The organism is Stenotrophomonas sp. TWI819, assembly GCF_039673075.1.
In the GTDB taxonomy this organism is placed as follows: domain Bacteria; phylum Pseudomonadota; class Gammaproteobacteria; order Xanthomonadales; family Xanthomonadaceae; genus Stenotrophomonas; species Stenotrophomonas rhizophila_B.
Map to the genome: position 1 here is coordinate 330,068 of NZ_JBDJKY010000002.1, position 26,159 is coordinate 356,226.

A 26,159-nucleotide genomic window follows, 5' to 3' on the forward strand; every position below is an offset into this window, starting at 1 on the left:
GCAGCGGCCGTGGCCGGGGAACGGTACGATTCTACCCTTGACCACGGAAGAGCCGCTGATGAGTGCTGTCCCCACGCTGTATGTCGTTGCCACCCCGATCGGCAACCTCGCCGATCTGACCCCGCGCGCGCAGGACGTGCTGCGTTCGGTGGCCGCGATCTGCGCCGAGGACACCCGTCGCAGCGGCCAGCTGCTGGCCCACTTCGGCATCCAGCAGCCGCTGGTGGCGCTGCATGACCACAATGAAGAAGCGTTGTCGCAGCGGATCGTGGCGCGCCTGCTGGCGGGCGAGTCGCTGGCGCTGGTCAGTGATGCCGGTACCCCGCTGGTCAGTGATCCGGGTTACCGCCTGGTCCGCGCCGCGCGCGAAGCCGGGATCAAGGTCAGCCCGATTCCCGGTGCCTGTGCGGCGATCGCCGCGCTCAGCGTGGCCGGCCTGCCCAGCGATCGCTTCACCTTTGAAGGCTTCCTGCCGGCCAAGGCCTCCGGCCGCCGCGAGCGCCTTCATGCGCTGGCCGGTGAAACCCGCACGCTGGTGTTCTACGAATCCTCGCACCGGATCACCGAATCGCTGGCGGACATGGTCGCCGCGTTCGGGCCCGAGCGCCCGGCGGTGCTGGCGCGCGAGCTGACCAAGCTGTTCGAAACCGTGCTGGATGGCGACCTGGCCTCGCTGCAGCAGCAGGTCGAGGCGGACGACAACCAGCGCAAGGGCGAGTTCGTGGTGATGGTGCAGGGCGCGGCCGACGATGAGGAGGCCCAGCTGGTCCAGGGCCGTCGCCTCTACGCCAAGCTCAGTGAGCACCTGCCGCCCTCGACCGCGGCCAAGCTGGCGGCCGAAATCACCGGTGCCCCGCGCAAGGCGTTGTACGGCGGGTAACCGCGACGGTCCTTGTTTTGTGGGACAATGCGCGCGGCGGAGTCGGCCAGACAGTCGCGTCATCCCTTGCGGATGCCGAGGAAAGTCCGGGCTCCACAGGGCAAGGTGCCAGGTAACGCCTGGGCGGCGCGAGCCGACGGAAAGTGCAACAGAAAGATACCGCCTACGTTTCCTTCGGGAAGCCGGTAAGGGTGAAATGGTGCGGTAAGAGCGCACCGCGAGTCTGGCAACAGACCGGCACGGCAAACCCCACCTGGAGCAAGACCAAATAGGGACCTAATGGCGTGGCCCGCGTCGGGTCCGGGTAGGTTGCTTGAGCGCTGCGGTGACGCAGCGCCTAGAAGAATGACTGTCCACGACAAAACCCGGCTTATCGGCCGGCTCCGCCGCTTTTTTCGCGATTCGCGAAAAAAGCCCCACGGTTTGCAGCGCAAACCTTGGGGCCCAGGCTGCCAGCCTCCAATTCCCCGCGCCTGACGGCGCGCCCCCTTTACTAAAGGGGGCTGTTACTCCGCTTGATTGTCCTGTGCTTCGGGTGCCCGCTGATCACGGCGCTGTCCCGATCCAGCTCAGCCTTGCGCTGCCAGCGTTGTTTCACCCACACAGACACCCTCCGCATCGAACCGCCGTTCGGTGATGAAGCCGTGGCCGTTGGCGTCCAGCGCGATGATCGTGCTGGCGCGGGTGCCGTACTCGGGGCTGCGGATGAAGGCGGACGACAGCCAGCGCTCGCGCTCCAGGCCGATGCCGGTCTCCGGCAGAGCGCTGTCGTCAGCGCGGGTCTCATCACGCAGGGCCTCCCACAGCGGAGCCAGATCGTCATTGCCGAGGTCCACCCATATGCGCAGGGCGGCGTTCAATGTCACGGTTTTCGGCCAGGGCGCGTCCAGTGGGCCGTTGGACATGCCATGGATGCCCGGCGCCAGTGACTGGCGGTGCAGGGGATGGTTGCCCAGGAACTGGCAACTATCGCGATCGGCCAGTAATAAATTGAAGGGGGCGAACTCGGCCGCGTGCCGGGCGAGCTCGTCCGCGAACAGTGCGGCCGGCGCGGCATCACGCAGATAGTCGGCCACCAGCGCCCCGCGTGAGGGGCCGGTCTGCCGGGCTTGCGGGTCACGGACATTGGTCACCACCGCCATCCGCCCCTCCGGCCCGATTCCGGCCCAGGTTCCGCCCGAGCGCAGGTCCCGGCCGGCGGCCACCCCGTCATCGGGTGCGGGCCACCGGCCCAGGGCGGCGGTCGGCCGCGCGTGGAACTCATCGCGGTTACCGGCCATCACCAGTTGCCAGCGGGGGTGGGTTTTCCAGGCAAGGGCGAGCAGACACATGCCTCACAGTGTGCCGGTTCTGCGCAGGGCGGAGGCGATGGCGACCGGGTCAGGACTGAATACGGGCAGATGTTTCACGCGGTCTCCACAGGCCTGAACTTCGGCGAAATCTCAAAAAATGAGACGAAACAGCAACTTGTGGATAAGCCTTGAACAAGTCTCTAAACATTGCTGCAAGCCCTTGATGTTCAAAGTGATTTCCCCTTCGCAAAGTTGTTGACAACCCAATCGGCACTGCTAAGGTGGGCATCAGAGGGGAAACCGGGTTTTTTGTGGTTTTTCGTGGTTCAATGTTTCACCGGGCGAAGGAAAGGTGAAAACGTCGTGTTTCAAGGCGAGACGGCCATCACTGTTGACGACAAAGGGCGCATGGCGGTTCCGACCGCGCATCGCGACCTTGTCGCGCGTGTGAGCAACAACCGTCTGGTCCTGACCTACAACCCGTTCGAGTCCGGCTGCCTCTGGCTGTACGCCGAACAGGAATGGGAACGCGTCCGTGACGACGTCATGTCCAAGCCCAACACACAGCGCGTCGTGCGCCTCCTGCAACAGAAGCTGGTCGGTTCGGCCGCGCATCTGGAGCTGGACGGCAACGGCCGCATCAGTATTCCCGCCAGCCACCGTGGTGCCGTTGGCATTGAAAAGAAGGCGGTGCTGCTCGGTATGGGCGACAAATTCGAATTGTGGAGCGAGCAGGCTCATCGTGCGTTGATCCAGCAGACGTTGTCTGACGAGGATCTCGGCGATGGGTTGCTCGACCTGAAGTTGTGAGCCGGGGTGCCCGGATGCGCGGAGCAGCGCAGACCGGTCACCTTCCGGTGTCGCAGCCGCCGGCAGGCCACCTGCCGGTCCTGTACACGCAGGTCCTGGATGGCCTGAAGGTGATCGAAAACGGAGTGTATCTCGATGGCACGTTTGGTCGTGGCGGTCACGCCCGCGGCGTGCTCGAGCAACTCGGTCCTGGAGGCCGGCTGCTGGTCATGGACAAGGATCCGGAGGCGATTGCGGTAGCCGAGCGTGATTTCGCGCCGGACCCGCGCGTCTCGATCTTCCGTGGCAGCTTCGCCGACCTGCTGCAGTGGGAGGCCACCGCCGAGGGTCTGGATGGTGTGCTGTTCGACCTGGGCGTGTCCTCGCCCCAGCTGGATGTCGCCGAGCGTGGTTTCAGCTTCGGCAAGGACGGCCCGCTGGACATGCGCATGGACCCGGACAGCGGTGAAAGTGCGGCGCAGTGGCTCAACCGCGTTGAAGAGCGCGAGCTGATGGACGTGCTGTGGACCTACGGCGAAGAGCGCCAGGGCCGCCGCATCGCCAAGGCCATCGTCGCCCGCCGCGACAAGCAGCCCTTCACCCGCACCGCCGAGCTGGCGGAGTTGATCGCCTCGGTGATGCCGCGTGGCAAGGACAAGATCCACCCGGCCACGCGCAGCTTCCAGGCGATCCGCATCCATATCAACCGCGAACTGGCCGATCTCGAAGCCGGCCTGGACGCGGCACTGGCACGCCTCAAGCCCGGTGGCCGGCTGGCGGTGATCAGCTTCCACTCGTTGGAAGACCGCATCGTCAAGCAGTTCATGAACCGCTATGCCAAGGCACCGCCGAGCAACCGCCGGTTGCCCGAGCTGGCCGCCTTCGTGCCGACACTGGACCTGCACGGTGGCGCCATCAAGGCCGAAGACGACGAGCTGGCGGTCAACCCGCGCTCGCGCAGCGCCGTGCTGCGTGTCGCCGAAAAGCGCGAGGTGGCTGGATGAGCCGCCTGCTGTTGATCGTGCTGCTGGCCTGCACCGTCGCCTCGGCGATCGGGGTGGTGTTCATGCGCCATCGCCACCGCCAGACCTTCGTGGAGCTGTCCCGGGTCGAGCGTGCGCGCGATGAGATCAACATCGAGTTCGGTCGCCTGCAGCTTGAGCAGGCCACCCTGGCCGAGGCGACCCGGGTCGACCGCGTCGCCCGCGAGCGCCTGGGCATGAAGTTCCCCGAAGCGGCCGACGTCGTGGTGATCCGGCCATGAACAAGTCCGGCCGCAACCGTGCGCGCAACAGCTTCAACCTCCGCCAGCGCCTGAAGTGGGTGGGGCTGGCGCTCGGCCTGTGCTCGGTCTCGCTGGTCGGCCGTGCCGCCTACGTGCAGATCATCAACAGCGAGTTCTACCAGCGCCAGGGCGAAGCCCGTTACCTGCGCGAACTGCCGATCAACACCTCGCGCGGCATGATCACCGACCGCAATGGCGAGCCGGTGGCGGTGTCCACCCCGGTCGCCTCGATCTGGGTCAACCCGCAGGAACTGCTGCGTTCGCCGGACCGTATCCCCGAGCTGGCGACCGCGCTGGGCATGCCGCTGGATGAGCTGACCTCCAAGCTCTCGCAGAAGGCCGATAAGGAATTCATGTACCTGCGCCGCCGGATCAATCCGGACGACGCGGAGAAAGTGGTCGCGATGAAGATTCCGGGCGTGGCCTCGCAGCGCGAGTTCCGCCGCTTCTACCCGCAGGGTGAGGCGATGGCGCACGTGCTCGGCTTCACCAACATCGACGACCGCGGCCAGGAAGGGCTGGAGCTGGCCTTCGACGAATGGCTGCGCGGCAAGGCCGGCGCCAAGCGCGTGATCCGCAACCGCAAGGGCGACACGGTGGAGAGCGATCTGCTGCGCGCCGCCGAGCCGGGCAAGGACCTCACCCTCAGCATCGACCGCCGCATCCAGTTCCTGGCCTTCAAGGAGCTGCGCAACGCGCTGATCGAGAACAAGGCCGCGGGCGGCTCGATGGTGATCATGGATGTGGCCACCGGCGAGATCCTGGCCATGGTCAACCTGCCCACCTACAACCCCAATGCCGTGGGTGGCGCTGCGCCGGACACCCGCCGCAACCGCGCGGTGACCGATCTGGTCGAGCCGGGTTCGACCATGAAGCCGCTGACCATCGCCTCGGCGCTGCAGTCCGGCGTGGTCACCAAAGACACCACGGTGGACACCAACCCGGGTTACATGGCGCTGGGCCGCTACACGATCAAGGACGTGCCGCGGAACAATGGCGTGCTCACCGTCACCGGCGTGATCACCCGCAGTTCGAACATCGGCGCGGCCAAGATCGCCGCCAAGATGCCGGACCAGGTCTTCTACGACCACATTCACAGCTTCGGTTATGGCGTCGCCCCGCACAGCGGCTTCCCGGGCGAATCGGCCGGCGTGCTGCCGCGCCCGGCGCGCTGGAGTGGTCCGTCCAAGACCACCATGTCCTATGGCTACGGCCTGAATGTCAGCCCGCTGCAGATCGCGACCGCCTACTCGGCGCTGGGCAACGGCGGCAAGCTGATCGCGCCGACCTTCGTCAAAGGCCAGCGCAACGAAGGCAAGCAGATCATCGACGAGAACATCGCCAAGGAAGTCGTGGCGATGATGGAAACCGTGGTCACCCAGGGCGGCGCCAAGCAGGCGGCGGTGCTGGGTTACCACGTGGCCGGCAAGACCGGCACCGCCCGCAAGGCCGGCCCCGGCGGTTACGAGCGCGGCCATTACAACGCGCTGTTCGCCGGCGTAGTGCCGGCCACCAACCCGCGCTTCGCCACGGTCATCGTCATCAACGACCCGCAGGGCGGCAAGTATTACGGCGGCCTGGTCTCCGCACCGGTGTTCCACAACGTCATGGAAGGCGCGCTGCGCCTGATGGACGTGCCGCCGGATGACATCGAGTCGTGGCTGGCCGCCCAGCAGTCCGGAAAGATGGGCCACTCGGCCTCGGTGCTGCCGATGCCGCCGCCGGAAACGGTGATCGCGCCCGATGCCGCCGCAGAATTCGATGCCGCGCTGCCCAGCGCGCACGCCACAGTGCCGCCCGCGCAGGGAGGCACGCAATGAGCCAGATGATGTTGCTGTCGCAGTTGCTTCCCGATGTGGTGCTGAGCCACGACCCGACCATCACCGGCCTGGTGCTGGACAGCCGCGCGGTGCGCCCGGGCAATGCTTTCGTGGCGATCGCCGGCTTCGGCGCGCATGGGCTGGGTTTTGTCGATCAGGCCCGCGCCAATGGCGCCGGGGCGATCCTGTTCGACCCGCCGGCCCCGGTCGAGCTGCCGGCACCGGCCGATGCGATTGCCGTGCCGGGCCTGCGCCACCGCATGGGCGCGATGGCCGATCAGTTCCACGGCCACCCCTCGCGCGCGATGACGATGGTCGGCGTGACCGGCACCAACGGCAAAACCTCCACCGTGCAGCTGCTGGCCCAGGCCTGGCACCTGCTCGGCACCCGCAGTGGAAGTATCGGCACGTTGGGCGTCGGACTTTATGGCGACGTGGTGCCGACCGGCTTCACCACGCCGCTGGTGCTGCAGATGCATGAGGTGCTGGCGCAGCTGCGCGACGCAGGTGCCCAGGCCGTGGCGATGGAAGTCAGCTCGCACGCGCTGGATCAGGGCCGCGTGGATGCCGTCCACTACGACGTGGCGGTGTTCACCAATCTCACCCGCGACCATCTCGACTATCACGGCGACATGGCGCAGTACGGTGCGGCCAAGGCCAAGCTGTTCCACCGCGACGGGCTCAAGGCCGCCGTGGTCAATCTCGATGACAGCTTCGGCAGTGAACTGCTGCGCACTGTCGGCGAGACCGTGCGCCCGATCGGTGTGAGTTCGCGCGGTGCCGCGCAGGCCACCCTGCGCGCCGATTCGCTCACCCTGGACGGTCGGGGCATCGCCTTCGATCTGGTCGTGGACGGTCAGCGCCATCCGGTGCTGTCGCCGCTGCTCGGCCGCTTCAACGTGGACAACCTGCTGGCCGTGGCCGGTGCGCTGTATGCGCTGGACCATGCCCCGGCCGCGATCGCCGCGCTGCTCTCGCAGTTGCAGCCGATCGCCGGGCGCATGAACCGCCTGGGCGGCGAGGGCGGCCTGCCCACCGTCGTGGTCGATTACGCCCACACCCCGGATGCGCTGGAACAGGCACTGGCCAGTGTGCAGGGCCATCTGGCCGGGCGCCTGATCTGCGTGTTCGGTTGCGGCGGCGAGCGCGACACCGGCAAGCGCCCGCAGATGGCCGCCATCGCAGAACAACACGCCGACGTGGTGATCGTCACCGACGACAATCCGCGTGGCGAAGACGGCGACGTGATCGTGGCCGACATCCTGAAGGGATTTGATGCGCCCGCTGCCGTCACCGTGCAGCGTGATCGCGCCGCCGCGATCGCCACCGCGATCGGCCAGGCCGGCGCGGGCGATATCGTGCTGATCGCCGGCAAGGGCCATGAGCCCTATCAGGAGATCGACGGGGTCAAGCACGCCTTCGACGACACTGAAGTAGCCGGCCGTGTACTGGCCGCGCGCGTAGATAAAGCGGGTACGCCGCGCATGGAGGCACCATGAAGCGCACCCCGCTGTCGCTGATCGCCCACTGGGCCGGTGGCGAGATCCATGGCGAAGACACCGCCATCGATGCCATCAGCAATGACACCCGTACGCTCGCGCCGGGCAGCCTGTATGTGGCGCTGCGTGGCGAGCGCTTCGATGGCCATGACTTCGCGGCCGACGCGCTGGCACGCGGTGCCTCGGCGATGCTGGTCGAGCGACTGCTGGATGTCACCCTGCCGCAGATCGTGGTGGCCGACAGCGAGCATGCTCTGGGACGCATCGCCGCCGGCATGCAGCGTGACCGCGACACCGCGGTCTTCGCGATCACCGGCAGCAATGGCAAGACCAGCGTCAAGAGCCTGCTGCTGGCGATCCTGGAACAGGTGGCACGTGACGACCGCAAGGTGGTCTACGCCAACCCCGGCAACCGCAACAACGAGATCGGCCTGCCGCTGGCGGTGCTCGATGCCCCGGAAGATGCCGACTACGCCGTCTACGAGATGGGCGCCGGCAAGCCGGGCGACATTGCCTACCTCACCGAGATCGTGCGCCCGCACTACGCGCTGGTGAACAACATCGCCCCGGCGCATCTGGAACGCATGGGCAGCCTGCAGGGCGTGGCCACCACCAAGGGCGCGATCTACGCGGCGCTGCCTTCCGATGGCGTGGCCGTGATCAATGCCGATGACGCCTTCGGGATCTGGTTCGAACAGCACATCGTCGGCCAGCCGCCGCGCTGCCGCGTGCTGCGTTACGGCCTGGAGCACACCGCCGATGTCACCGCGCGTGCGATCCGCCCGGCCGCGCAGGGCAGCCAGTTCGTGCTGTCCACGCCGGCGGGCGATGCCGAGATCACGCTGGGCCTGCCGGGCCGGCACAACATCAGCAACGCGCTGGCCGCCGCCTCGCTGGCGCTGGCCGCGGGCATTGCGGTGGCGCAGATCGCCGCCGGCCTGGCCCGCGCCGAGCCGGTGCCGGGCCGCCAGATCGCGCACCAGCTGCCCAGCGGCGCGGTGCTGATCGATGACAGTTACAACGCCAACCCCGGTTCGCTGGCCGCCGCCATCGATGCCCTGGCCGCCTCGAAGGACGAGGGCTGGCTGGTACTGGGCGATATGCGCGAACTCGGCCCGGACGGCGAGGCGCTGCACGCCCAGGCTGGCCGCCGCGCCCGCGACGCCGGCCTGAAGCGGCTGTACACGCTCGGCCCGCTGAGCGCCGCCGCTTCGACCGCCTTCGGTGAAGGCGGCCAGCCGTTCCAGAGTCACCAGGCCCTGGCCGCCGCGCTCGCCACCGAACTGCATGCCGGCGTGCGCTGCCTGGTCAAGGGCTCGCGTGGCAGCGCCATGGACACGATCGTCAAAGCGCTGCTCGCGCAAGGAGAGGAAACCCCCAATGTTGCTTGAACTGGCCCGATGGCTGCAGCAGTTGGAGAGCCTGTTCGGGCTGTTCGGCTACCTGACCCTGCGCGGCATCCTCGCGGCGCTGACCGCCCTGTTCCTGTCGCTGTGGCTCGGCCCGGCGATGATCCGCAAGCTGGCCCAGTTCAAGGGCGGGCAGCCGATCCGTACGGATGGTCCGCAGACCCATTTCGCCAAGGCCGGCACGCCGACCATGGGCGGCTCGCTGATCCTGCTGACGATCACGCTGTCGGTGCTGCTGTGGGCTGACCTGCGCAACCGTTACGTCTGGCTGGTGCTGGCCGTGATGCTGTGCTTCGGCGCGATCGGCTGGTACGACGACTGGATCAAGATCGTCCGGCGTGATCCGAACGGCCTGAAGTCGCGCTGGAAGTACCTGCTGCAGTCGATCTTCGGTCTGGCGGCCGGTCTGTTCCTGTTCTACACCGCCGATGTCCCGGCGGCGATGACGTTCTACATCCCGATGTTCAAGTCGATCGCGCTGCCGCTGGCCGGGGTCAGCTTCGTGGCCATCGCGTATTTCTGGATCGTCGGCTTCTCCAACGCGGTCAACCTGACCGACGGCCTGGACGGCCTGGCGATCATGCCGACCGTGCTGGTCGCCTGCGCGCTGGGCGTGTTCGCCTATGCCTCGGGCAACGTGGTGTTCTCCAGCTACCTGCAGATCCCGCAGATCCCGGGGGCCGGTGAGCTGGTCATCATCTGCGCGGCGATCGCCGGTGCAGGTCTGGGCTTCCTCTGGTTCAACACCTATCCGGCCATGGTCTTCATGGGCGACATCGGCGCGCTGGCGCTGGGTGCGGTGCTGGGCACGATCGCGGTGATCACCCGCCAGGAACTGGTGCTGGTGGTGATGGGCGGCGTGTTCGTGATCGAGACGCTGTCGGTGATGATCCAGGTCGCCTCGTTCAAGCTGACCGGCAAGCGCGTGTTCCGCATGGCGCCGATCCACCACCACTTCGAACTGAAGGGCTGGCCGGAGCCGCGCGTGATCGTGCGCTTCTGGATCATCTCGGTGGTGCTGGTCCTGATCGGCCTGGCCACGTTGAAGGTCCGCTGATGAACGACCTGTCGCGCCAAGCCACCCGCCTTGAAGCCATCGGAGGCCACTTCGACAAGTGGCTGCTGGGCGCGATCATCGCGCTCACCGGGCTGGGCGTGGTGATGGTCGCGTCGAGCTCGATCGCGCTGATGAGCAGCCCGTTCTATTACCTCAACCGCCACCTGATCTTCCTGGCGGTGGGTATCGGCCTGGCGATCATCGCCATGCGCACCGAGCTCAAGAGCATCGAGCAGTACAACCAGATCCTGCTGCTGGGCTGCTTTGCGCTGCTGGTGGTGGTGTTCATCCCGGGCCTGGGCAGCAGCGTCAACGGCGCCCGCCGCTGGATCAACCTGGGCATTTCCAAGTTCCAGACCGTCGAAGCGGTCAAGGTGCTCTACATCGTGTGGCTGTCCAGCTATCTGGTCCGCTTCCGCGATGAGGTCAACGCCACCTGGCCGGCGATGCTCAAGCCGCTCGGCGTGGCCGGCGCGCTGGTGGTGCTGCTGCTGCTGCAGCCGGACTTCGGCTCGTCCACCCTGCTGCTGGCGATCACCGCCGGCATGCTGGTGCTGGGCGGGGTCAACCTGCCACGCATGTCGATGCCGATCGTGTTCGGCATGATCGGCATGACCGCGCTGGCGATCTTCGAGCCGTACCGCATGCGCCGCATCACCTCCTTCCTGGACCCGTGGGCCGATCAGCAGGGCGATGGCTACCAGCTGTCCAACGCGCTGATGGCCGTGGGCCGTGGCGAGTGGACCGGCGTGGGCCTGGGCAACTCGGTGCAGAAGCTCTACTACCTGCCCGAAGCGCATACCGATTTCATCTTCTCGGTCACCGCCGAGGAGCTGGGCTTCCTTGGCACCTGCCTGATCATCTCGCTGTATGCGCTGCTGGTCGGCCGCACCTTCTGGCTGGGCATGCGCTGCGTGGAAATGAAGCGCCACTTCTCCGGCTACATCGCCTTCGGCATCGGCCTGTGGATCAGCATGCAGAGCTTCGTCTCGATCGGGGTCAACCTCGGCATCCTGCCGACCAAGGGCCTGACCCTGCCGCTGATTTCCTCGGGCGGCTCGAGCGTGCTGATGACCTGCGTGGCGATGGGCCTGCTGCTGCGCGTCTCCTATGAACTGGACCGCGCCGAGCGCCGCCAGGCCGTGCGCATGGGCGCCGACCAGGAGGGGCCGCTGCCGGGCGACGTGCCCAAAGCCGACAGCGCCAGCGCCATCGCCGCGGCGATGCAGGACAGCGCACGCGATACCGCACCGCGTGACAGCGCCACCCGTGGCACCAGCCGCATGCAGCAGCGCATTGAACCGACCCTGGGGAGGATGGGATGAGCACGCCTCGCCTCGATCCGTCCCAGCGCCCGGTCATGATCATGGCCGGCGGCACCGGTGGGCACATCTTCCCCGGCCTGGCCGTGGCCAAGGTGCTGCGCGAACGCGGTGTGCCGGTCACCTGGCTCGGTGCCGATGGCGCGATGGAAACGCGCCTGGTGCCGCAGCACGATATCCACATCGACACGCTGGCCATCGGTGGCCTGCGCGGCAAGGGCAAGCTGGCCCTGATCGGCGCGCCGCTGCGGCTGCTGCGCGCGATCCGCGCGGCCGGTTTCCTGATCCGCGATCGCCAGCCGCGGGCGGTGATCGCCTTCGGTGGCTTCGCCTCCGGCCCCGGTGGTATCGCCGCGCGCCTGCATGGCCTGCCGCTGCTGGTGCACGAACAGAACCGCGCACCGGGCATGACCAACCGCGTGCTGTCGCGCTTCGCGCGCCGCGTGCTGGCCGGTTTCCCGGGCAGCTTCGCCCAGCGTGAGGAAGCGGTGGGCAACCCGGTGCGTGCCGAGATCGCCGCGATCACGCCGCCCGAGCTACGCCTGGCCAACCGTCAGGGCCCGCTGCGTCTGCTGGTCCTCGGCGGCAGCCAAGGGGCACGCGTGCTCAACAACGCGGTGCCCAAGGCACTGGCTGCGCTGGGCGCTGGCATGCCGGTGCAGGTGCGCCACCAGAGCGGCGAGAAGCTGCATGCCGAGGCGCTGCAGGCGTACGCCGATGCCGGTGTGCAGGCAAGCGTGGAACCGTTCATTGCCGATATGGCCGAGGCGTTCGCCTGGGCCGATCTGGTGGTGTGCCGCTCCGGCGCCTCCACCCTGGCCGAGCTATGCGCGGTCGGCGTGGGCAGCGTGCTGGTGCCGTTCGCCGCGGCCGTCGACGATCACCAGACCCGCAATGCGGAGTATCTGGTCGAGCGCGGCGCCGCGGTGTTGCTGAAGCAGGATGAAACGCTGGCGACGCAGCTGGAAGGCGTGTTGCGCGAATTGTCCGAACATTCCGCCCGACGCATGCAGATGGCCCATGCCGCGCGTGCCCTGGCCAAGGTCGATGCCGCTGAGCGCATCGCCGACATCATTCTCGAGGAATCCAAATGAACACCGCTACGCGCGCCAGCCTGGCGCGAGGCCGCGCATGATCCGCCGCCTCCACGACACCAACGACCTGGTACGCGCGTTCCCGCGCGTGCACTTCGTCGGCATCGGCGGCACCGGCATGAGCGGCATCGCCGAAGTGATGCTGACGCTGGGCTATGAAGTGTCCGGTTCGGACAATGCCGACAACGCCGCGACCCGTCGCCTGGCCGGCCTGGGTGCGCGCGTGATGCGCGGCCACTCGGCGGCCAACGTGCTCGGCACCGATTGCGTGGTCGTCTCCAGTGCGATCCGCGATGACAACCCGGAACTGATGGAAGCGCGCAGCCAGCGCATTCCGATCATGCCGCGCGCGGCGATGCTGGCCGAACTGATGCGCTTCCGCCGCGGCATCGCGGTGGCCGGCACGCACGGCAAGACCACCACCACCAGCCTGACCGCTGCCGTGCTGAGTGAAGGCGGGCTGGACCCGACCTTCGTGATCGGCGGCCAGCTGCTCGCCGCCGGTGCCAACGCCAAGCTCGGCGGTGGCCAGTGGCTGGTGGCCGAAGCCGACGAGAGCGATGGCAGCTTCCTGCGCCTGAACCCGCTGGTCTCGGTGATCACCAACATCGATTCGGACCACCTGGAAAACTACGGCAACGATTTCGCCCGCGTCCAGGCCGCGTTCGCCGAGTTCCTGCAGCGCCTGCCGTTCTACGGGCTGGCGGTGCTGTGCATCGACGATCCGGAAGTGGCCGCATTGGCCGCGCAGACGCCGCGCCATGTCATGAGCTATGGCATGAGCAGCAACGCTGACGTGCGTGCCGAGGACGTGGTCCAGGACGGCCCGCGCATGCATTTCACCCTGCGCCTTCCGGAAGGCAGCAGCCACCCGGTGACGCTGGCCCTGCCGGGCGAGCACAACGTACTCAACGCGCTGGCCGCCGCCGCCGTGGGCTGGCAGCTGGGCGTGGCCCCGGAGGCGATCGCGCGTGCGCTGGAGAGCTTTGCCGGCATCGGCCGCCGCTTCAATGATCTGGGCATCGTCACCACGCACACCGGTGCCAAGGTCCGCGTGATCGACGACTACGGCCACCACCCGCGTGAGCTGGCCGCCGTGTTCGCTGCCGCCCGGGGCGGCTGGCCGAGCCAGCGCCTGGTCGTGGCGTTCCAGCCGCACCGTTACAGCCGTACCCGCGATCAGTTCGATGCCTTCGCCGCGGTGCTGTCCGAAGTGGATGCGCTGGTGCTGAGCGAGGTGTACCCGGCCGGCGAAGCGCCGATCCCGGGCGCCGATTCGCGTTCGCTGGCCCGCGCCATCCGTGCGCGCGGCCGTAGCGAGCCGGTTGTGGTCGGCAACGCTGCCGAACTGGCGCACGTGCTGCCCGATGTCCTGCAGGACGGGGATCTGCTGCTGATGATGGGGGCCGGCGACATCGGCTACATCGCCCAGCAGATCGCCGGCGAAGGCTTCCAGGAGACCCCGGCCGCATGAACGCGCTGACCTTCCCGCCGCTGCGCCTCACCGACCCGGCCATGTTCGGCCGCGTCGGCGTGCTGCTGGGTGGCACCTCCAGCGAGCGCAACGTCTCGCTGGATTCCGGCCGCAACGTGATCGAAGCCCTGCGCGCGCGCGGCGTCGATGCGATCGCGGTCGATGGCATCCCGGCGCTGGCGCTGGCGCTGGTCGAGAAGCGCTTCGACCGCGTCTTCAACATCCTCCACGGCCATAACGGCGGTGGCGAAGATGGCATCGTGCAGGGCCTGATGGAAGCCTTCGGCGTGCCCTACACCGGCTCGGACGTGCTCGGCTCGGCGCTGAGCATGGACAAGATCCGCACCAAGCAGGTATGGCTGTCGCACGGCCTGCCGACCCCGCGCTTCATCGCGCTGGACCAGGCCTCCGATGTCCACGCCGCTGCGGCCGAACTCGGCCTGCCGGTGGTGGTCAAGCCGGCCAATGAAGGCTCCAGCGTCGGCATCAGCCGCGTGGTGGAAGAGGCCGGGCTGGACGAGGCGGTCGCGCTGGCGGTGCGTTACGACGGTCAGCTGCTGATGGAGCAGATGGTGGTCGGCGACGAGTTGACCGTGGCGATCCTGGGCGACCAGGCGCTGCCGTCGATCCGCATCGTGCCCAAGGGGCAGTGGTACGACTACAACGCCAAGTACATCGCCGAGGACACCCAGTACCTGTGCCCGGGCCTGGAGGGCGAGGATGAAATCGAGATCCGCCGCCTCGCACTGGCCGCGTTCCGCGCCGCCGGTTGCCGTGGCTGGGGCCGGGTGGACGTGATGCGCGACCGCAGCAGCGGCCGCTTCTACCTGCTGGAAGTGAACACCGCGCCGGGCATGACCAGCCATTCGCTGGTGCCCAAGTCGGCCAGCCAGGCCGGAATCGGCTTTGAAGAGCTGGTCTGGCGGGTGCTGGAACAGACCCTGCCGGGTCACGCCGCTCAGGAGCACAGCCACGCATGAACGCGGTGCTGCGCATCTTCGTCTGGTTGCTGGCCCTGTCGGTCGTGGCACTGCCCGTGGTGGCGGTGCTCAACGGCTGGGTCGGTGCCGAGCGGTGGCCGTTGGCCAAGCTGCGTGTGCACGGTGAGTTCAAGCGGGTGCCGGCCGAGCAGCTGCAGCAGGTGGTGCTGCCGTATGCGAAGTCCGGCTTCTTCGCGGTCAAGCTGCAGGATGCGCAGGACGCCATCGAAACGCTGCCGTGGGTGGAGAGCGCGCAGGTCCGCAAGCAGTGGCCGGACGTGCTGGAAATCACCTTGGTCGAGCACAAACCGTTCGCGCGCTGGGGCCATGACCGCCTGCTCTCCGAGCAGGGCAAGCTGTTCGCCACCCCGAAGAAGCTGCAGGACCTGGAGCTGCCCGACCTGGATGGGCCGGACAGCCAGACCGAAGAAGTGGTGGCGCTCTACAACGATGCGCGCGCGCTGTTCGCGCCGGCCGGGGTGGACGTCAAGCGGGTCACCATGGATGCACGCGGCAGCTGGTCGCTGGTGCTGAGCAACGGCACCGAAGTGGTCGTTGGCCGCGATGATGCCCGCTCGCGCCTGCAGCGGTTCGTACGCGTACTGCCGCAGCTGGCCAATCAAGCGGCGCCGATCGAGCGCGCCGACCTCCGATACACCAATGGTTTCACGCTGAGCTGGGGTACCCCGGCTCCGGCCGCACCGGCCACGCCGGCCAATGTGGCGCACAGGACGCAGGACAGGACATGAATCGCAAGGGTGACAAATCACTGATCGTCGGTCTGGATATCGGCACCTCCAAGGTGGTGGCGCTGGTCGGCGAGTACTCGCCGGGCAATCCGATCGAGGTCATCGGGATCGGCTCGCACGAATCGCGCGGTCTCAAGCGCGGCGTGGTGGTGGATATCGAATCGACCGTGCAGTCCATCCAGCGTGCGGTCGAAGAAGCCGAGCTGATGGCCGGCTGCGAAATCCGCTCGGTGTACGCCTCGATCTCCGGCAACCATGTGCAGTGCAAGAACTCGCCCGGCATCGTGCCGATCCGCGACGGCGAAGTGACCTGGGGCGACCTGGATCGCGTGCTGGATGCGGCCAAGGCGGTGGCGATCCCGGCCGACCAGAAGATCCTGCATGCGATCCCGCGCGAGTACGTGCTGGACGATTCGCAGGAAGGCATCCGCAACCCGGTCGGCATGACCGGCGTGCGCCTGGAAGTGCACGCCCACCTGGTGGTATGCGCACAGTCGGCGGCGGCCAACATCTCCAAGTGCGTGCAGCGCTGCGGTCTGCAGGTCGATGACCTGGTGCTCTCTTCGCTGGCCTCCAGCGTGGCTGTGCTGACCGCCGACGAGCGCGAGCTGGGCGTGGTGCTGGTCGACATGGGCGCCGGCACCACCGACCTGGCGGTGTTCGTGCAGGGTGCGATCTGCCACACCGCCTCGCTGCCGATCGCCGGCGACCACGTCACCAACGACATCGCGCACATGCTGCGCACGCCGACCCCGGAAGCCGAGCAGATCAAGGTGCGCTATGCCTGCGCGCTGGCCCAGCTGGCCACTGCCGAGGAAAGCATCCAGGTGCCCAGCGTCGGCGATCGTCCGCCGCGCCGGATGCCGCGCCACGCACTCGCCCAGGCGGTGCAGGGCCGCTACGAAGAGATCTTCGAGATGGTGCAGGCCGAACTGCGCCGCTCGGGTTTCGAAGAACTGGTGCGCGCCGGCATGGTGCTCACCGGCGGCGCGTCGAAGATGGAAGGCGTGGTCGAACTGGCCGAGGAAATGCTGCAGATGCCGGTGCGCGTGGGTATTCCGCAGCACGTCACCGGGCTGGGCGAAGTGGTGGGCAACCCGGTGCATGCCACCGGCGTGGGCCTGCTGCTGATGGGCAGCCAGATCGAACACCCGCGTCGCCCGTCGCTGCCCACCGGCCGCGCCGGCAGCATGTTCAAGAAACTCAAAACCTGGTTCCGCGGCGAATTCTGATCGCGGACCGCAACACGCAGTACACATGCAATAAGCGATAAGCAGTTCCCGAAAAATCCACACACCGTCCACGCAACACCGCAACAGATCGCATCACGACGTACACAGCAAGCGCATCACCCGGCCACCTGGCCGACCATTGAAGCAGGCAACACCGCCGCGGTTGGCTCTATCCGGCCCGGCATACCAACTACAACTCGCCGGCACGATGGGTGGGGAGGACAGGAGAAGGATTCTCCGAAGCCCCCGTCCCGCGTAAACGGCAACACGAGGACACGGACATGGCGCATTTCGAACTGATTGAAAAGATGGCACCCAATGCGGTGATCAAGGTGATCGGCGTGGGCGGCGGCGGCGGCAACGCCGTGGCGCACATGGTCAGCACCAGTGTGGACGGCGTGGAATTCATCACCGCCAACACCGACTCGCAGGCCATCAAGAATTGTGGTGCCAAGCTGCAGCTGCAGCTGGGTACCAACGTCACCAAGGGCCTGGGCGCAGGCGCGAATCCGGAAGTCGGCCGCCAGGCCGCGCTGGAAGACCGTGAGCGCATCATGGACGCCCTGCAGGGTGCGGACATGGTGTTCATCACCGCCGGCATGGGCGGTGGCACCGGCACCGGTGCAGCCCCGGTCGTGGCCCAGCTGGCCAAGGAGATGGGCATCCTGACCGTGGCCGTGGTCACCAAGCCGTTCCCGTTCGAAGGCCGTCGCCGCATGCAGGTCGCGCTGAAGGGCATCGAAGAGCTGAGCCAGCATTGCGATTCGCTGATCACCATCCCGAACGAAAAGCTGATCACCGTGCTGGGCCGCAACGCCACCATGATCCAGGCCTTCCGTGCCGCCAACGACGTCCTCCAGGGCGCCGTGCAGGGCATCGCCGACCTGATCGTGCGTCCGGGCCTGATCAACGTCGACTTCGCCGACGTGCGTACCGTCATGTCCGAAATGGGCCTGGCGATGATGGGCACCGGCACCGCGCGTGGCGATGACCGCGCCCAGGCCGCTGCCGAAGCCGCCATCCAGAACCCGCTGCTGGATGACGTGAACCTGGCCGGTGCCAACGGCATCCTGGTCAACATCACCGCCGGCGCCGACTTCACGATGGCCGAGTTCGACGAGATCGGCCGCACCATCGACGGCTTCGCCTCCGAAGATGCCACCGTGGTCGTGGGTACCGTGCTGGATCCGGACATGCAGGACGAAGTCCGCGTGACCGTGGTCGCCACCGGCCTGAACCGTGCCGTCACCGCCAAGACCCAGCGTCCGGGCGAGCGCGCACCGATCAAGCTGGTCCGCAATGCCACCACCGGTCAGCCGGAGTTCGGCGAGTTCGACAACGGCGGCGATGCGGTCTCCAAGGCCGTGGGCGGGATGGGCATGGGCATGGGCCTGCGTCGTCCGAGCGCCGACACCGTGGCACCGTCGGCACCGAGCGCGTCGGGTCCGGCTGCCGCTGAACTGCCGAACGATTACCTGGACATCCCGGCGTTCCTGCGCCGCCAGGCGGACTGAGTACTGCGTGCCGGGGCCTTGTCCTCCCCGGTAAGCATCTCCATGTCCCATGCTGCCGGGCCAGGATCGGCCCGGCAGTCTGACCGCCGTCGTGCATTGCGCACGTCCGGGCAGTGCTGTCCACGCACCACGGTTCACGGAAGGGACAGCGGTAGTGCGTGTTATTCTTGTTTGTCACAGCCGCGCTGACCGCGCGCTTTCTGGTCCTGCCCCACGATGATTCCGCAACGCACCCTCAAGAACACGATCCGCGCCACCGGCGTTGGCCTTCACAGCGGTGACAAGGTCTACATGACCCTGCGCCCGGCCCCGGTCAACCACGGCATCGTCTTCCGTCGCGTCGATCTGGACCCGGTGGTGGAAGTGCCCGCGCGTGCGGATCTGGTCACCGAAGTCACCCTGTGCACCGGCCTGACCTATCACGAGGCCAAGATCCAGACCGTCGAACACCTGATGTCGGCCCTGGCCGGCCTGGGTGTGGACAACATCATCGTGGAACTGTCCTCGGCCGAGCTGCCGATCATGGACGGTTCCTCCGGCCCGTTCGTCTTCCTGCTGCAGTCGGCGGGCATCGCCGAACAGGACGCGCCGAAACGCTTCATGCGCATTCTCAAGACGGTGGAAGTCACCGATGGCGACAAGGTCGCCCGCTTCGAGCCGTACGAAGGCTACAAGCTCGGTTTCACCATCCAGTTCAACCACCCGATGATCCCGGCCAAGCAGTCGCGGGCGGAAATCGAGTTCTCGACCCTGGCCTACACCAAGGAAATCTCGCGCGCCCGGACCTTCGGCTTCATGCGGGATCTGGAGTACATGCGCGAGCGCAACCTGGGCCTGGGCGGTTCTATGGACAACGCCATCGTGCTTGACGAGTTCCGCGTGCTCAACGACGACGGCCTGCGCTACGCCGATGAGTTCGTGCGCCACAAGATCCTCGATGCGATCGGCGATCTGTATCTGGCCGGCGGCCAGGTGCTGGGCGCGTACGAAGGCTTCAAGTCGGGCCACGCGCTCAACAACAAGCTGGTGCGTGCGCTGCTGGCCGACGCCAGTGCCTGGGAGTGGGTCAGCTATGACTCGCCCGCGGCCGCCCCACCGGTCGTCTACGGTCTGCCGGCGTACGCCTGAGTCAGGCGTTTCCGCAAGTCATTGATTTAAAAGGAAACGAGACGGCGCCCACGGCGCCGTTTCTGCGTTCAGGGCTGCGCAGGCGCGGAGCGCGGCGTGATCTTGACGTCAATGAACCGTGGGGGTGCACAGCGCACAGATTTGTGAACCTCATCAAGGTTTCTACCGAATTTAACGTTAATTTAATAAAACACTAACGACTGGCGGCGGTTCCGCCGCTACAGTGCAGACCGGCTCCCAGCCAAAGTTCACGTGATCGTGACGCGGCCGGGAAGGGGCGGGATGCCCCGATGGCTTCACGATTTGGATCAATCCACGTCGCGCAGACAAGCCAACGCGTCGCGTAGCCCTTTGTGCGTGGCGGCTGAAACAGCGTGGGGGCCATTCCTGTTGTCGATCGCTGGGGAGCGTGGGGGAGGGGCAGACGCTGTTTTGACGGTCACTTTGGTGACCTTCAGCCCGATGGACCGGGCCGCGTCGATCAACTGTGCTTCGGCAAGCCGGACCTTGGCATGCCACACGGGAGATTCGACGAGAAAAACGAGGTGCTCGCCGTTTACATTCGCCAGCCGGCAACGGGTGGCCAGTGCAGGCGGCAAATGGGGGCGCAATTGACGGTCCAGCGCGTCGAGCCACAAGGCACGACGCAGCGGGTTACCGGCTTTGTCCGCCATGACCGCATCCAGCGCCGGCTTCGGCGTGGATGGGGAACGGGCACTGGATTTCGGCTCAGACATGAAAACTCACTGATGGCATTCAAAAAGATCGTAATCAAAACGCGTGAAGGACAGGCCAAGACGCCGCTGGCGCGTTTGCGTTTCTACTTCGAAGATTCCCCCCGGGCCCTGCTGGGCAGTGTGCTGGGGGTGGGCTGCCTGATCGGCTTCGGTGCCGGTATCGGTGGCAGCATGTTCAACGATTCCCGGCTCCACGCCAAGGTCGCACAGCAGGAACGCGAGCTGGCGCAGGCCCAGAAGGACGCTCAGACCCAGGTCAACGCGCTGGCTGCGCGGATGGGCGAGCTGCAGGCGCAGGCCACTCGTCTCAATGCGCTGGGCGAACGCCTCACCCAGATGGGCAAACTGGAAGACGGCGAATTCGACTTCAACGAGACCCCCGGCCTCGGTGAAGGCGAGCCCGGCCCGACCCAGGACATCCCGGTCAGCGCGGTCAACGCCGACTTACAGGTGCTGGAGCAGCGCTTTGCTGCTTCAGGCCGCCAGCTGTCGGTGATGGAATCGCTGATGTTCGATCACCAGCTCGAACAGAACGCCGTGCCCTCGCGCATGCCGATCCGCAATACCTACATCACCTCCAACTTCGGGACCCGCAGCGATCCGTTCGGTCGTGGTGCGGCCACCCACAAGGGCATGGATTTCCACGCCAAGGTCGGTGACCCGGTGATGTCGGTGGCCGACGGCGTGGTCAGCTTCGCCGGTGTGAAGGGCGGCTACGGCAATGTGGTCGATGTGGACCATGGCAACGGCTATGTGACCCGCTATGCGCATAATTCGCGCCTCGTGGTGAAGCCGGGCGATCTGGTCCGGGCCGGCCAGGAAGTGGCCAAGGCCGGTTCCACGGGCCGTTCCACCGGTGCCCACGTGCATTTCGAGGTCTGGGAACGCGGCCAGGTGGTCAATCCGCGCAAGTTCCTCGGTGATGGCGGCAACACCCCGGTCGGCCGCGTTTCGCGGGGCTGATCACGGTAACGAACTTGAACGGGGGTGCTTGAAACGCCGGACCCCCGTCCCAAGCTACAATGGGTGTTGCCATAGACAGGGCGCGGTGCGCCCTGTTTCGTTTGCGGCGTGCGCATCCCCCGGGGAAAGCGCCGCCGTTGGGGCGTCTCATTCCAACCGGTTCCTTCAATGATCAACAGCCTGCTTACCCGCGTCTTCGGCAGTCGTAATGAACGACAGCTGCGCCAGCTCAACCGCATCGTCGCCAAGGTCAATGCGTTGGAGCCGGAAATCGAAAAGCTCTCCGACGAGCAGCTCAAGGCCAAGACCCCGGAATTCAAGCAGCGCATCGCTGACGGTGAAGCCCTGGACAAGGTGCTTCCCGAAGCGTTCGCGGTCTGCCGTGAAGCCAGCCGCCGCGTTCTGGGCATGCGCCATTACGACGTGCAGCTGATCGGCGGCATGGTCCTGCACCTGGGCAAGATCGCGGAAATGCGCACCGGTGAAGGCAAGACCCTGGTCGCCACGCTGCCGGTGTATCTGAACGCGCTGGAAGGCAAGGGCGTCCACGTGGTCACGGTGAACGACTACCTGGCCCGCCGTGACTCGGCGCAGATGGGCAAGCTCTACAACTGGCTGGGCCTGAGCGTGGGCGTGGTCTACCCGGGCATGCCGCACGGTGACAAGCGCGAGGCCTATGCCAGCGACATCACCTACGGCACCAACAACGAATTCGGCTTCGATTACCTGCGCGACAACATGGCGCTGTCCCGTGCGGACCGCTACCAGCGCGGCCTGCATTACGCGATCGTCGACGAAGTCGACTCGATCCTGATCGATGAAGCCCGTACCCCGCTGATCATTTCCGGCCCGGCCGATGATTCCCCGGAGCTGTACATCCGCGTCAACCGCGTCGTCCCGAACCTGATCAAGCAGGAGGCCGAGGAAGGCGAGGGCGACTTCTGGGTGGACGAGAAGGGCAAGCAGGTCCATCTGTCCGAAGCAGGCATGGAGCATGCCGAGGCGCTGCTGGTCGAAGCCGGCATCCTCAATGCCGAGACCGAAGGCCTGTACGCCGCGCAGAACCTGACCGTGGTGCATCACCTCAATGCCGCCCTGCGTGCGCATGCGATCTACCAGCGCGACGTGGATTACATCGTGCGCGACGGTGAAGTGGTGATCGTCGATGAATTCACCGGCCGTACCCTGGCCGGCCGCCGCTGGTCCGATGGCCTGCATCAGGCCGTGGAAGCGAAGGAAGGCGTGCCGGTCCAGCGCGAGAACCAGACGCTGGCCAGCATCACCTTCCAGAACCTGTTCCGCATGTACAAGAAGCTGTCCGGCATGACCGGTACGGCCGATACGGAAGCCTACGAATTCCAGAGCATCTACAACCTGGAAGTGGTGGTGATCCCGACCAACCGCCCGACCATCCGCAAGGACGGTTCGGACCAGGTCTTCCTCAACCGCAACGGCAAGTTCAATGCGGTGCTGGCCGATATCCAGGCCTGCAACGAGCGCGGCCAGCCGGTGCTGGTGGGCACCACCTCGATCGAGACCTCGGAGATGCTGTCCGAGCATCTGACCAAGGCCGGTGTGCACCACGAAGTGCTCAACGCCAAGCAGCATGACCGCGAAGCGACCATCATCGCCAACGCCGGCATGCCGGGCGCAGTGACCATCGCCACCAACATGGCCGGCCGTGGTACCGACATCGTGCTGGGCGGTTCGCTGGAAGCGCAGCTGCACGAGCTGGGCGAAGAGGCGACGCCGGAACAGCGCGCCCAGGTCAAGGCCGAGTGGCAGGTCCGCCACGATGCGGTCAAGGCAGCTGGTGGCCTGCACATCGTCGGCACCGAGCGCCATGAGTCGCGCCGTATCGATAACCAGCTGCGTGGCCGTTCGGGCCGCCAGGGCGATCCGGGTTCGTCCCGCTTCTACCTGTCGCTGGAAGACAACCTGATGCGCATCTTCGCCTCGGACTGGGTCCAGAAGGCGATGCGCATGATGGGCATGAAGGAAGACGACGTCATCGAGGATCGTCTGGTCAGCCGTCAGATCGAAAAGGCGCAGCGCAAGGTCGAGGCGCACAACTTCGATATCCGCAAGAACCTGCTGGACTTCGACGACGTCAACAACGATCAGCGCAAGGTGATCTACAGCCAGCGCGATGAGCTGCTGGACGCCGAGTCGGTGAAGGACAACGTGGATGGCATCCGTGGCGATGTGATCTTCGACGTGGTGGCGCGCTTCGTGCCGCCGAACTCGATCGACGAGCAGTGGGACCTGCAGGGTCTGGAAGCCACGCTGGCGTCGGACTTCGGCATCGACATGTCGGTGACCGAACTGGTCAAGTCGCACGAGGAGCTGGACGCCGAGGGCATCGCCGAAAAGGTGCAGGCCAAGGTCGACGAGCACTTCGCGGCGAAGGAAGCCGGCGTGGGCGACGAGACCATGCGCGCGCTGGAGAAGCACGTGATGCTGACCGTGCTGGACCAGAGCTGGAAGGAGCATCTGGCGCGCATGGACTACCTGCGCCAGGGCATCTACCTGCGTGGTTATGCGCAGAAGCAGCCGAAGCAGGAATACAAGAAGGAAGCCTTCGAACTGTTCTCGGAGATGCTGGAGAACGTGAAGCGCGAAGTGGTGACGTTGCTGGCGCGCGTGCGTATCCGCAGCGAGGAAGAAGTGGCGGCGTTGGAGCAGGCCGAGCGTCAGCAGGCGGAAGCGCGTCTGCTGCAGTCGCAGTTCCAGCATCAGGATGCGGGCGGTTACGGTGCGGACGAAGAGGCTGCGCAGGTGGAAGCGGCGCAGAATGGCGTGGCGCAGGTCAGCCGCGATGAGCCGAAGGTCGGCCGCAACGATCCGTGCCCGTGCGGCAGCGGCAAGAAGTACAAGCACTGCCATGGTCAGCTGAGCTGATCGGTTGATGGGAAGTGCTGAAGAAGCCCCGCCTGGTGCGGGGCTTTTTTGTGGTTCGTCGCCAACGGCGTGGCGCCTCGAATGTCCATGGCGTGAGGCGACCGGGCAGCCCCGTCCAGGACACGCCGTAAATACCTCCTTGTAGGCTCGACACCCGCATCCATGCGGGTGACGGTCCTTCCCGGAGCAGCCCGGTCGCCTCGTGACAGTAGGCTGCGGTAGCGGTGGGTAGATCAAGGACCGCTTTGCGCACTCCCACCACACGCGAGCGCCGTAGCGGCCGGCAGGCTCCTGGGCAAAATCAAGGAGGAGGCCGTCGCCGCCAGGCGGCGGCCGGGGGACATTTGCCGAGGGGCCTGCCGGTCGCTGCGGGGCCCTTACGGTCGCGGCAGACGCGAACGGAGACACATGACGGTCCGCACTGCACCTCGACGACACCCGCGGGGGCATTGCGTCATCGGGTCGGCTTTGGGCATCCTCCGGGTATGTCATCTCCCCTTCGTTCGATCCATGTCGTGGCCGGCGTCATCACCGATGCCCGTGGCCGCATTCTGCTCAACCGTCGTACCGAGAACCGCGATATGGCCGGCCTGTGGGAATTCCCGGGCGGCAAGCGGGAAGCCGGCGAGACCTCCGAGGAGGCGCTCGTGCGGGAGCTGCGCGAAGAGCTGGGGATCGAGGCGGAGATCGGTGAGTGGATCATGGACGTGCCGCAGATATACCCGGACAAGCGGCTGCGGCTGGAGGTTCGCCGGATCCAGAGCTGGAAGGGCTCGCCGCGGGGCCGCGAGGGACAGGCGATCACCTGGGTGGCGCCGGACAAGCTGCACCGGTATTCGATGCCGCCGGCCGATCTGCCGGTGGTGGCGGCACTGCGGCAGCCGGATCGGTATCTGATCACGCCGGAGCTGGAGGGTGAGGAGGACAGCGTCCACCAGGCCTGGCTGGGGCGCTTGGCGCAGGCGCTGGAAAGCGGGGTCCGCCGGGTGCAGCTGCGCACGCCGTCCAGCCCGGCGCGGGTGGCGCTGGCCGAGCGGGTGATCCAGCAGCACGGGCCGCGCACGCAGTGGCTGGTGAATCGGGATATCGAGCTGGCCGCTCGGTTGGGGGTCGGCGTGCATCTGGGCAGTGAGCAGCTGTTGGGGCTGGATGCGCGGCCGCTGGCCGCCGGTCAGCTGGTGGCGGCGTCCTGCCACGATCTGGCGCAGCTGCAGGCGGCGCAGCGGCTGGGCTGCGATTTCGCCGTGCTGGGGCCGGTGCAGACGACGGCAAGCCATCCCGGAGCGGCACCGCTGGGATGGGCGGCGTTCGAGGCGCTGCGCGAGCAGGTGTCGTTGCCGCTGTATGCGCTCGGCGGGATGACCCCCGGTGATATAGAGGCGGCGCGCCGCCACGGGGCGCAGGGCATCGCGGCGATCCGGTCGCTGTGGCCGGCTACAGCGTGATCCAGAAGCAGCCGTACTGACGGCGCAGGCCGAATACGGTCCTGGCCGGGGTGGCGGTGCTGCCGAGGGTCTGCTCGATGCGCAGGCCGACCGGGCGGGGTCGCGAGGGGGCCTCCACAGCGCCCGCAGCGGCGAGTGCCGGGTCCAGCATGACAGGCGCGCTGTCCGGATAGACCGGCACGATGTCGATCAGCGGGCGCTGCACCACCGATTCCAGCCGACCGATAATGTGGTTCGCCGTCGCGTTGGAGACGTTGCTCCAGAGGTAGATCGACGACAGCCGGTTGACGTCCTGTGCGCTGACGGCGTCGCGGATCTGCCCGGTCAGTTCACTGAGCCGGCGCGCGCAGCCGGCGCGGTAGATGCCGGTGTTGCCGACGCTCGCGGTGCGCGGGGGCATACGGGAGGTGGCACCCAGTGCATCGCAGCGGCGATCGGTGAAGACGGTTTCGCCCTGGGCAGTGGTGCAGCGGTTCACGCGCTGCGGCGCCTGCGCCAGGGCAGGCGGCGAGGGCAGGCACAGCGCACACAGCAGGAGCCACACGAGCAGTTTCATCGCAGCAGCGTAGCGGCGTGGGCGTTATCTGCA

22 protein-coding genes and 1 other RNA gene are annotated in these 26,159 nt (G+C 66.8%); 20 read left to right on the plus strand and 3 right to left on the minus strand.

Features of this window, described 5'->3' with window-relative positions:
- Nucleotides 1-58 precede the first annotated feature (58 nt).
- Both rsmI and rnpB read left to right on the plus strand, forming a co-directional pair.
- Nucleotides 59-880: a 16S rRNA (cytidine(1402)-2'-O)-methyltransferase gene (gene rsmI / locus ABE463_RS04065; protein WP_346467340.1), complete on the plus strand. Its 822-nt coding sequence runs from the start codon at nucleotides 59-61 to the stop codon at nucleotides 878-880.
- A 38-nt stretch (nucleotides 881-918) separates the two neighbouring features.
- Nucleotides 919-1,269, plus strand: an RNA gene (gene rnpB, locus ABE463_RS04070) — RNase P RNA component class A.
- Between the two features lie 180 nt (nucleotides 1,270-1,449).
- Here the strand turns inward: rnpB and ABE463_RS04075 are convergent.
- Nucleotides 1,450-2,211, minus strand: a complete 762-nt coding sequence (locus tag ABE463_RS04075) for an NRDE family protein (RefSeq protein WP_346467341.1) — start codon at nucleotides 2,209-2,211, stop codon at nucleotides 1,450-1,452.
- Between the two features lie 324 nt (nucleotides 2,212-2,535).
- On the opposite strand from ABE463_RS04075, the gene mraZ reads away from it, so the two are divergent.
- The 15 genes from mraZ (at nucleotide 2,536) to lpxC (ending at nucleotide 19,524) form a co-directional block, all read left to right on the plus strand.
- On the plus strand, nucleotides 2,536-2,982 hold the full coding sequence (mraZ, locus tag ABE463_RS04080) for a division/cell wall cluster transcriptional repressor MraZ (RefSeq protein ID WP_019182494.1): 447 nt from the start codon (nucleotides 2,536-2,538) through the stop codon (nucleotides 2,980-2,982).
- A 14-nt stretch (nucleotides 2,983-2,996) separates the two neighbouring features.
- Complete coding sequence (gene rsmH / locus ABE463_RS04085; RefSeq protein ID WP_346467342.1) at nucleotides 2,997-3,965, plus strand: 16S rRNA (cytosine(1402)-N(4))-methyltransferase RsmH; 969 nt, start codon at nucleotides 2,997-2,999, stop codon at nucleotides 3,963-3,965.
- Nucleotides 3,962-4,225, plus strand: coding sequence for a cell division protein FtsL (gene ftsL / locus ABE463_RS04090; RefSeq protein ID WP_019182492.1), 264 nt, complete (start codon nucleotides 3,962-3,964; stop codon nucleotides 4,223-4,225). Before rsmH ends, ftsL begins: the two co-directional genes overlap by 4 nt.
- Nucleotides 4,222-6,066 carry a penicillin-binding transpeptidase domain-containing protein gene (locus ABE463_RS04095; RefSeq protein WP_259261831.1) on the plus strand — a complete coding sequence of 615 codons (1,845 nt, stop codon included), beginning with the start codon at nucleotides 4,222-4,224 and terminating at the stop codon, nucleotides 6,064-6,066. Before ftsL ends, ABE463_RS04095 begins: the two co-directional genes overlap by 4 nt.
- A complete protein-coding gene (locus tag ABE463_RS04100) occupies nucleotides 6,063-7,565 on the plus strand; it encodes a UDP-N-acetylmuramoyl-L-alanyl-D-glutamate--2,6-diaminopimelate ligase (RefSeq protein ID WP_346467343.1) in 1,503 nt (500 codons plus the stop codon). The genes ABE463_RS04095 and ABE463_RS04100 overlap by 4 nt, the downstream gene beginning before the upstream one ends.
- Nucleotides 7,562-8,956: a UDP-N-acetylmuramoyl-tripeptide--D-alanyl-D-alanine ligase gene (gene murF, locus ABE463_RS04105; protein WP_346467344.1), complete on the plus strand. Its 1,395-nt coding sequence runs from the start codon at nucleotides 7,562-7,564 to the stop codon at nucleotides 8,954-8,956. Before ABE463_RS04100 ends, murF begins: the two co-directional genes overlap by 4 nt.
- Nucleotides 8,946-10,031 carry a phospho-N-acetylmuramoyl-pentapeptide-transferase gene (mraY, locus tag ABE463_RS04110; protein WP_123728345.1) on the plus strand — a complete coding sequence of 362 codons (1,086 nt, stop codon included), beginning with the start codon at nucleotides 8,946-8,948 and terminating at the stop codon, nucleotides 10,029-10,031. Before murF ends, mraY begins: the two co-directional genes overlap by 11 nt.
- Nucleotides 10,031-11,356 (plus strand): putative lipid II flippase FtsW, encoded by a 1,326-nt coding sequence (ftsW, locus tag ABE463_RS04115; protein WP_346467345.1) that lies wholly within the window; start codon nucleotides 10,031-10,033, stop codon nucleotides 11,354-11,356. The genes mraY and ftsW overlap by 1 nt, the downstream gene beginning before the upstream one ends.
- Nucleotides 11,353-12,447, plus strand: coding sequence for an undecaprenyldiphospho-muramoylpentapeptide beta-N-acetylglucosaminyltransferase (murG, locus tag ABE463_RS04120; protein WP_259261835.1), 1,095 nt, complete (start codon nucleotides 11,353-11,355; stop codon nucleotides 12,445-12,447). The genes ftsW and murG overlap by 4 nt, the downstream gene beginning before the upstream one ends.
- 37 nt (nucleotides 12,448-12,484) lie before the next feature.
- Nucleotides 12,485-13,921: a UDP-N-acetylmuramate--L-alanine ligase gene (gene murC, locus ABE463_RS04125; protein WP_121042706.1), complete on the plus strand. Its 1,437-nt coding sequence runs from the start codon at nucleotides 12,485-12,487 to the stop codon at nucleotides 13,919-13,921.
- Nucleotides 13,918-14,901, plus strand: a complete 984-nt coding sequence (locus ABE463_RS04130; protein WP_346467346.1) for a D-alanine--D-alanine ligase — start codon at nucleotides 13,918-13,920, stop codon at nucleotides 14,899-14,901. The genes murC and ABE463_RS04130 overlap by 4 nt, the downstream gene beginning before the upstream one ends.
- Nucleotides 14,898-15,650, plus strand: a complete 753-nt coding sequence (locus ABE463_RS04135) for a cell division protein FtsQ/DivIB (protein WP_259261837.1) — start codon at nucleotides 14,898-14,900, stop codon at nucleotides 15,648-15,650. The genes ABE463_RS04130 and ABE463_RS04135 overlap by 4 nt, the downstream gene beginning before the upstream one ends.
- A complete protein-coding gene (ftsA, locus tag ABE463_RS04140; protein WP_017355446.1) occupies nucleotides 15,647-16,882 on the plus strand; it encodes a cell division protein FtsA in 1,236 nt (411 codons plus the stop codon). Before ABE463_RS04135 ends, ftsA begins: the two co-directional genes overlap by 4 nt.
- A gap of 281 nt (nucleotides 16,883-17,163) precedes the next feature.
- On the plus strand, nucleotides 17,164-18,396 hold the full coding sequence (gene ftsZ, locus ABE463_RS04145; protein WP_019182482.1) for a cell division protein FtsZ: 1,233 nt from the start codon (nucleotides 17,164-17,166) through the stop codon (nucleotides 18,394-18,396).
- Nucleotides 18,397-18,612: 216 nt separating this feature from the next.
- Nucleotides 18,613-19,524, plus strand: coding sequence for a UDP-3-O-acyl-N-acetylglucosamine deacetylase (gene lpxC / locus ABE463_RS04150; protein WP_346467347.1), 912 nt, complete (start codon nucleotides 18,613-18,615; stop codon nucleotides 19,522-19,524).
- 308 nt (nucleotides 19,525-19,832) lie between these two features.
- Here the strand turns inward: lpxC and ABE463_RS04155 are convergent, their stop codons facing one another.
- A complete protein-coding gene (locus tag ABE463_RS04155) occupies nucleotides 19,833-20,261 on the minus strand; it encodes a DUF721 domain-containing protein (RefSeq protein WP_259261839.1) in 429 nt (142 codons plus the stop codon).
- A 12-nt stretch (nucleotides 20,262-20,273) separates the two neighbouring features.
- Here ABE463_RS04155 and ABE463_RS04160 point away from each other — a divergent pair, with 12 nt between their 5' ends.
- From ABE463_RS04160 to ABE463_RS04170, 3 genes are all read left to right on the plus strand, one after another.
- A complete protein-coding gene (locus ABE463_RS04160) occupies nucleotides 20,274-21,224 on the plus strand; it encodes a M23 family metallopeptidase (RefSeq protein ID WP_019182479.1) in 951 nt (316 codons plus the stop codon).
- A gap of 168 nt (nucleotides 21,225-21,392) precedes the next feature.
- Complete coding sequence (gene secA / locus ABE463_RS04165) at nucleotides 21,393-24,125, plus strand: preprotein translocase subunit SecA (protein WP_259261840.1); 2,733 nt, start codon at nucleotides 21,393-21,395, stop codon at nucleotides 24,123-24,125.
- 485 nt (nucleotides 24,126-24,610) lie between these two features.
- The gene (locus ABE463_RS04170) at nucleotides 24,611-25,570 is read left to right on the plus strand and encodes a Nudix family hydrolase (protein ID WP_346467348.1); all 960 of its coding nucleotides are present in this window, start codon (nucleotides 24,611-24,613) and stop codon (nucleotides 25,568-25,570) included.
- On the opposite strand, the gene ABE463_RS04175 is transcribed toward ABE463_RS04170, so the two are convergent.
- The gene (locus ABE463_RS04175) at nucleotides 25,560-26,126 is read right to left on the minus strand and encodes a hypothetical protein (protein WP_346467349.1); all 567 of its coding nucleotides are present in this window, start codon (nucleotides 26,124-26,126) and stop codon (nucleotides 25,560-25,562) included. The two genes, ABE463_RS04170 and ABE463_RS04175, sit on opposite strands and share 11 nt — an antisense overlap.
- Nucleotides 26,127-26,159: the final 33 nt, after the last annotated feature.

Coding starts and splice junctions, on each gene's coding strand:
- rsmI (WP_346467340.1), top strand. CDS start 59: ATGAGTGCTGTCCCCACGCTGTATGTCGTTGCCACCCCGATCGGCAAC.
- ABE463_RS04075 (WP_346467341.1), bottom strand. CDS start 2,211: ATGTGTCTGCTCGCCCTTGCCTGGAAAACCCACCCCCGCTGGCAACTG.
- rsmH (WP_346467342.1), top strand. CDS start 2,997: ATGCGCGGAGCAGCGCAGACCGGTCACCTTCCGGTGTCGCAGCCGCCG.
- ftsL (WP_019182492.1), top strand. CDS start 3,962: ATGAGCCGCCTGCTGTTGATCGTGCTGCTGGCCTGCACCGTCGCCTCG.
- ABE463_RS04095 (WP_259261831.1), top strand. CDS start 4,222: ATGAACAAGTCCGGCCGCAACCGTGCGCGCAACAGCTTCAACCTCCGC.
- ABE463_RS04100 (WP_346467343.1), top strand. CDS start 6,063: ATGAGCCAGATGATGTTGCTGTCGCAGTTGCTTCCCGATGTGGTGCTG.
- murF (WP_346467344.1), top strand. CDS start 7,562: ATGAAGCGCACCCCGCTGTCGCTGATCGCCCACTGGGCCGGTGGCGAG.
- mraY (WP_123728345.1), top strand. CDS start 8,946: ATGTTGCTTGAACTGGCCCGATGGCTGCAGCAGTTGGAGAGCCTGTTC.
- ftsW (WP_346467345.1), top strand. CDS start 10,031: ATGAACGACCTGTCGCGCCAAGCCACCCGCCTTGAAGCCATCGGAGGC.
- murG (WP_259261835.1), top strand. CDS start 11,353: ATGAGCACGCCTCGCCTCGATCCGTCCCAGCGCCCGGTCATGATCATG.
- murC (WP_121042706.1), top strand. CDS start 12,485: ATGATCCGCCGCCTCCACGACACCAACGACCTGGTACGCGCGTTCCCG.
- ABE463_RS04130 (WP_346467346.1), top strand. CDS start 13,918: ATGAACGCGCTGACCTTCCCGCCGCTGCGCCTCACCGACCCGGCCATG.
- ABE463_RS04135 (WP_259261837.1), top strand. CDS start 14,898: ATGAACGCGGTGCTGCGCATCTTCGTCTGGTTGCTGGCCCTGTCGGTC.
- ftsA (WP_017355446.1), top strand. CDS start 15,647: ATGAATCGCAAGGGTGACAAATCACTGATCGTCGGTCTGGATATCGGC.
- ftsZ (WP_019182482.1), top strand. CDS start 17,164: ATGGCGCATTTCGAACTGATTGAAAAGATGGCACCCAATGCGGTGATC.
- lpxC (WP_346467347.1), top strand. CDS start 18,613: ATGATTCCGCAACGCACCCTCAAGAACACGATCCGCGCCACCGGCGTT.
- ABE463_RS04155 (WP_259261839.1), bottom strand. CDS start 20,261: ATGTCTGAGCCGAAATCCAGTGCCCGTTCCCCATCCACGCCGAAGCCG.
- ABE463_RS04160 (WP_019182479.1), top strand. CDS start 20,274: ATGGCATTCAAAAAGATCGTAATCAAAACGCGTGAAGGACAGGCCAAG.
- secA (WP_259261840.1), top strand. CDS start 21,393: ATGATCAACAGCCTGCTTACCCGCGTCTTCGGCAGTCGTAATGAACGA.
- ABE463_RS04170 (WP_346467348.1), top strand. CDS start 24,611: ATGTCATCTCCCCTTCGTTCGATCCATGTCGTGGCCGGCGTCATCACC.
- ABE463_RS04175 (WP_346467349.1), bottom strand. CDS start 26,126: ATGAAACTGCTCGTGTGGCTCCTGCTGTGTGCGCTGTGCCTGCCCTCG.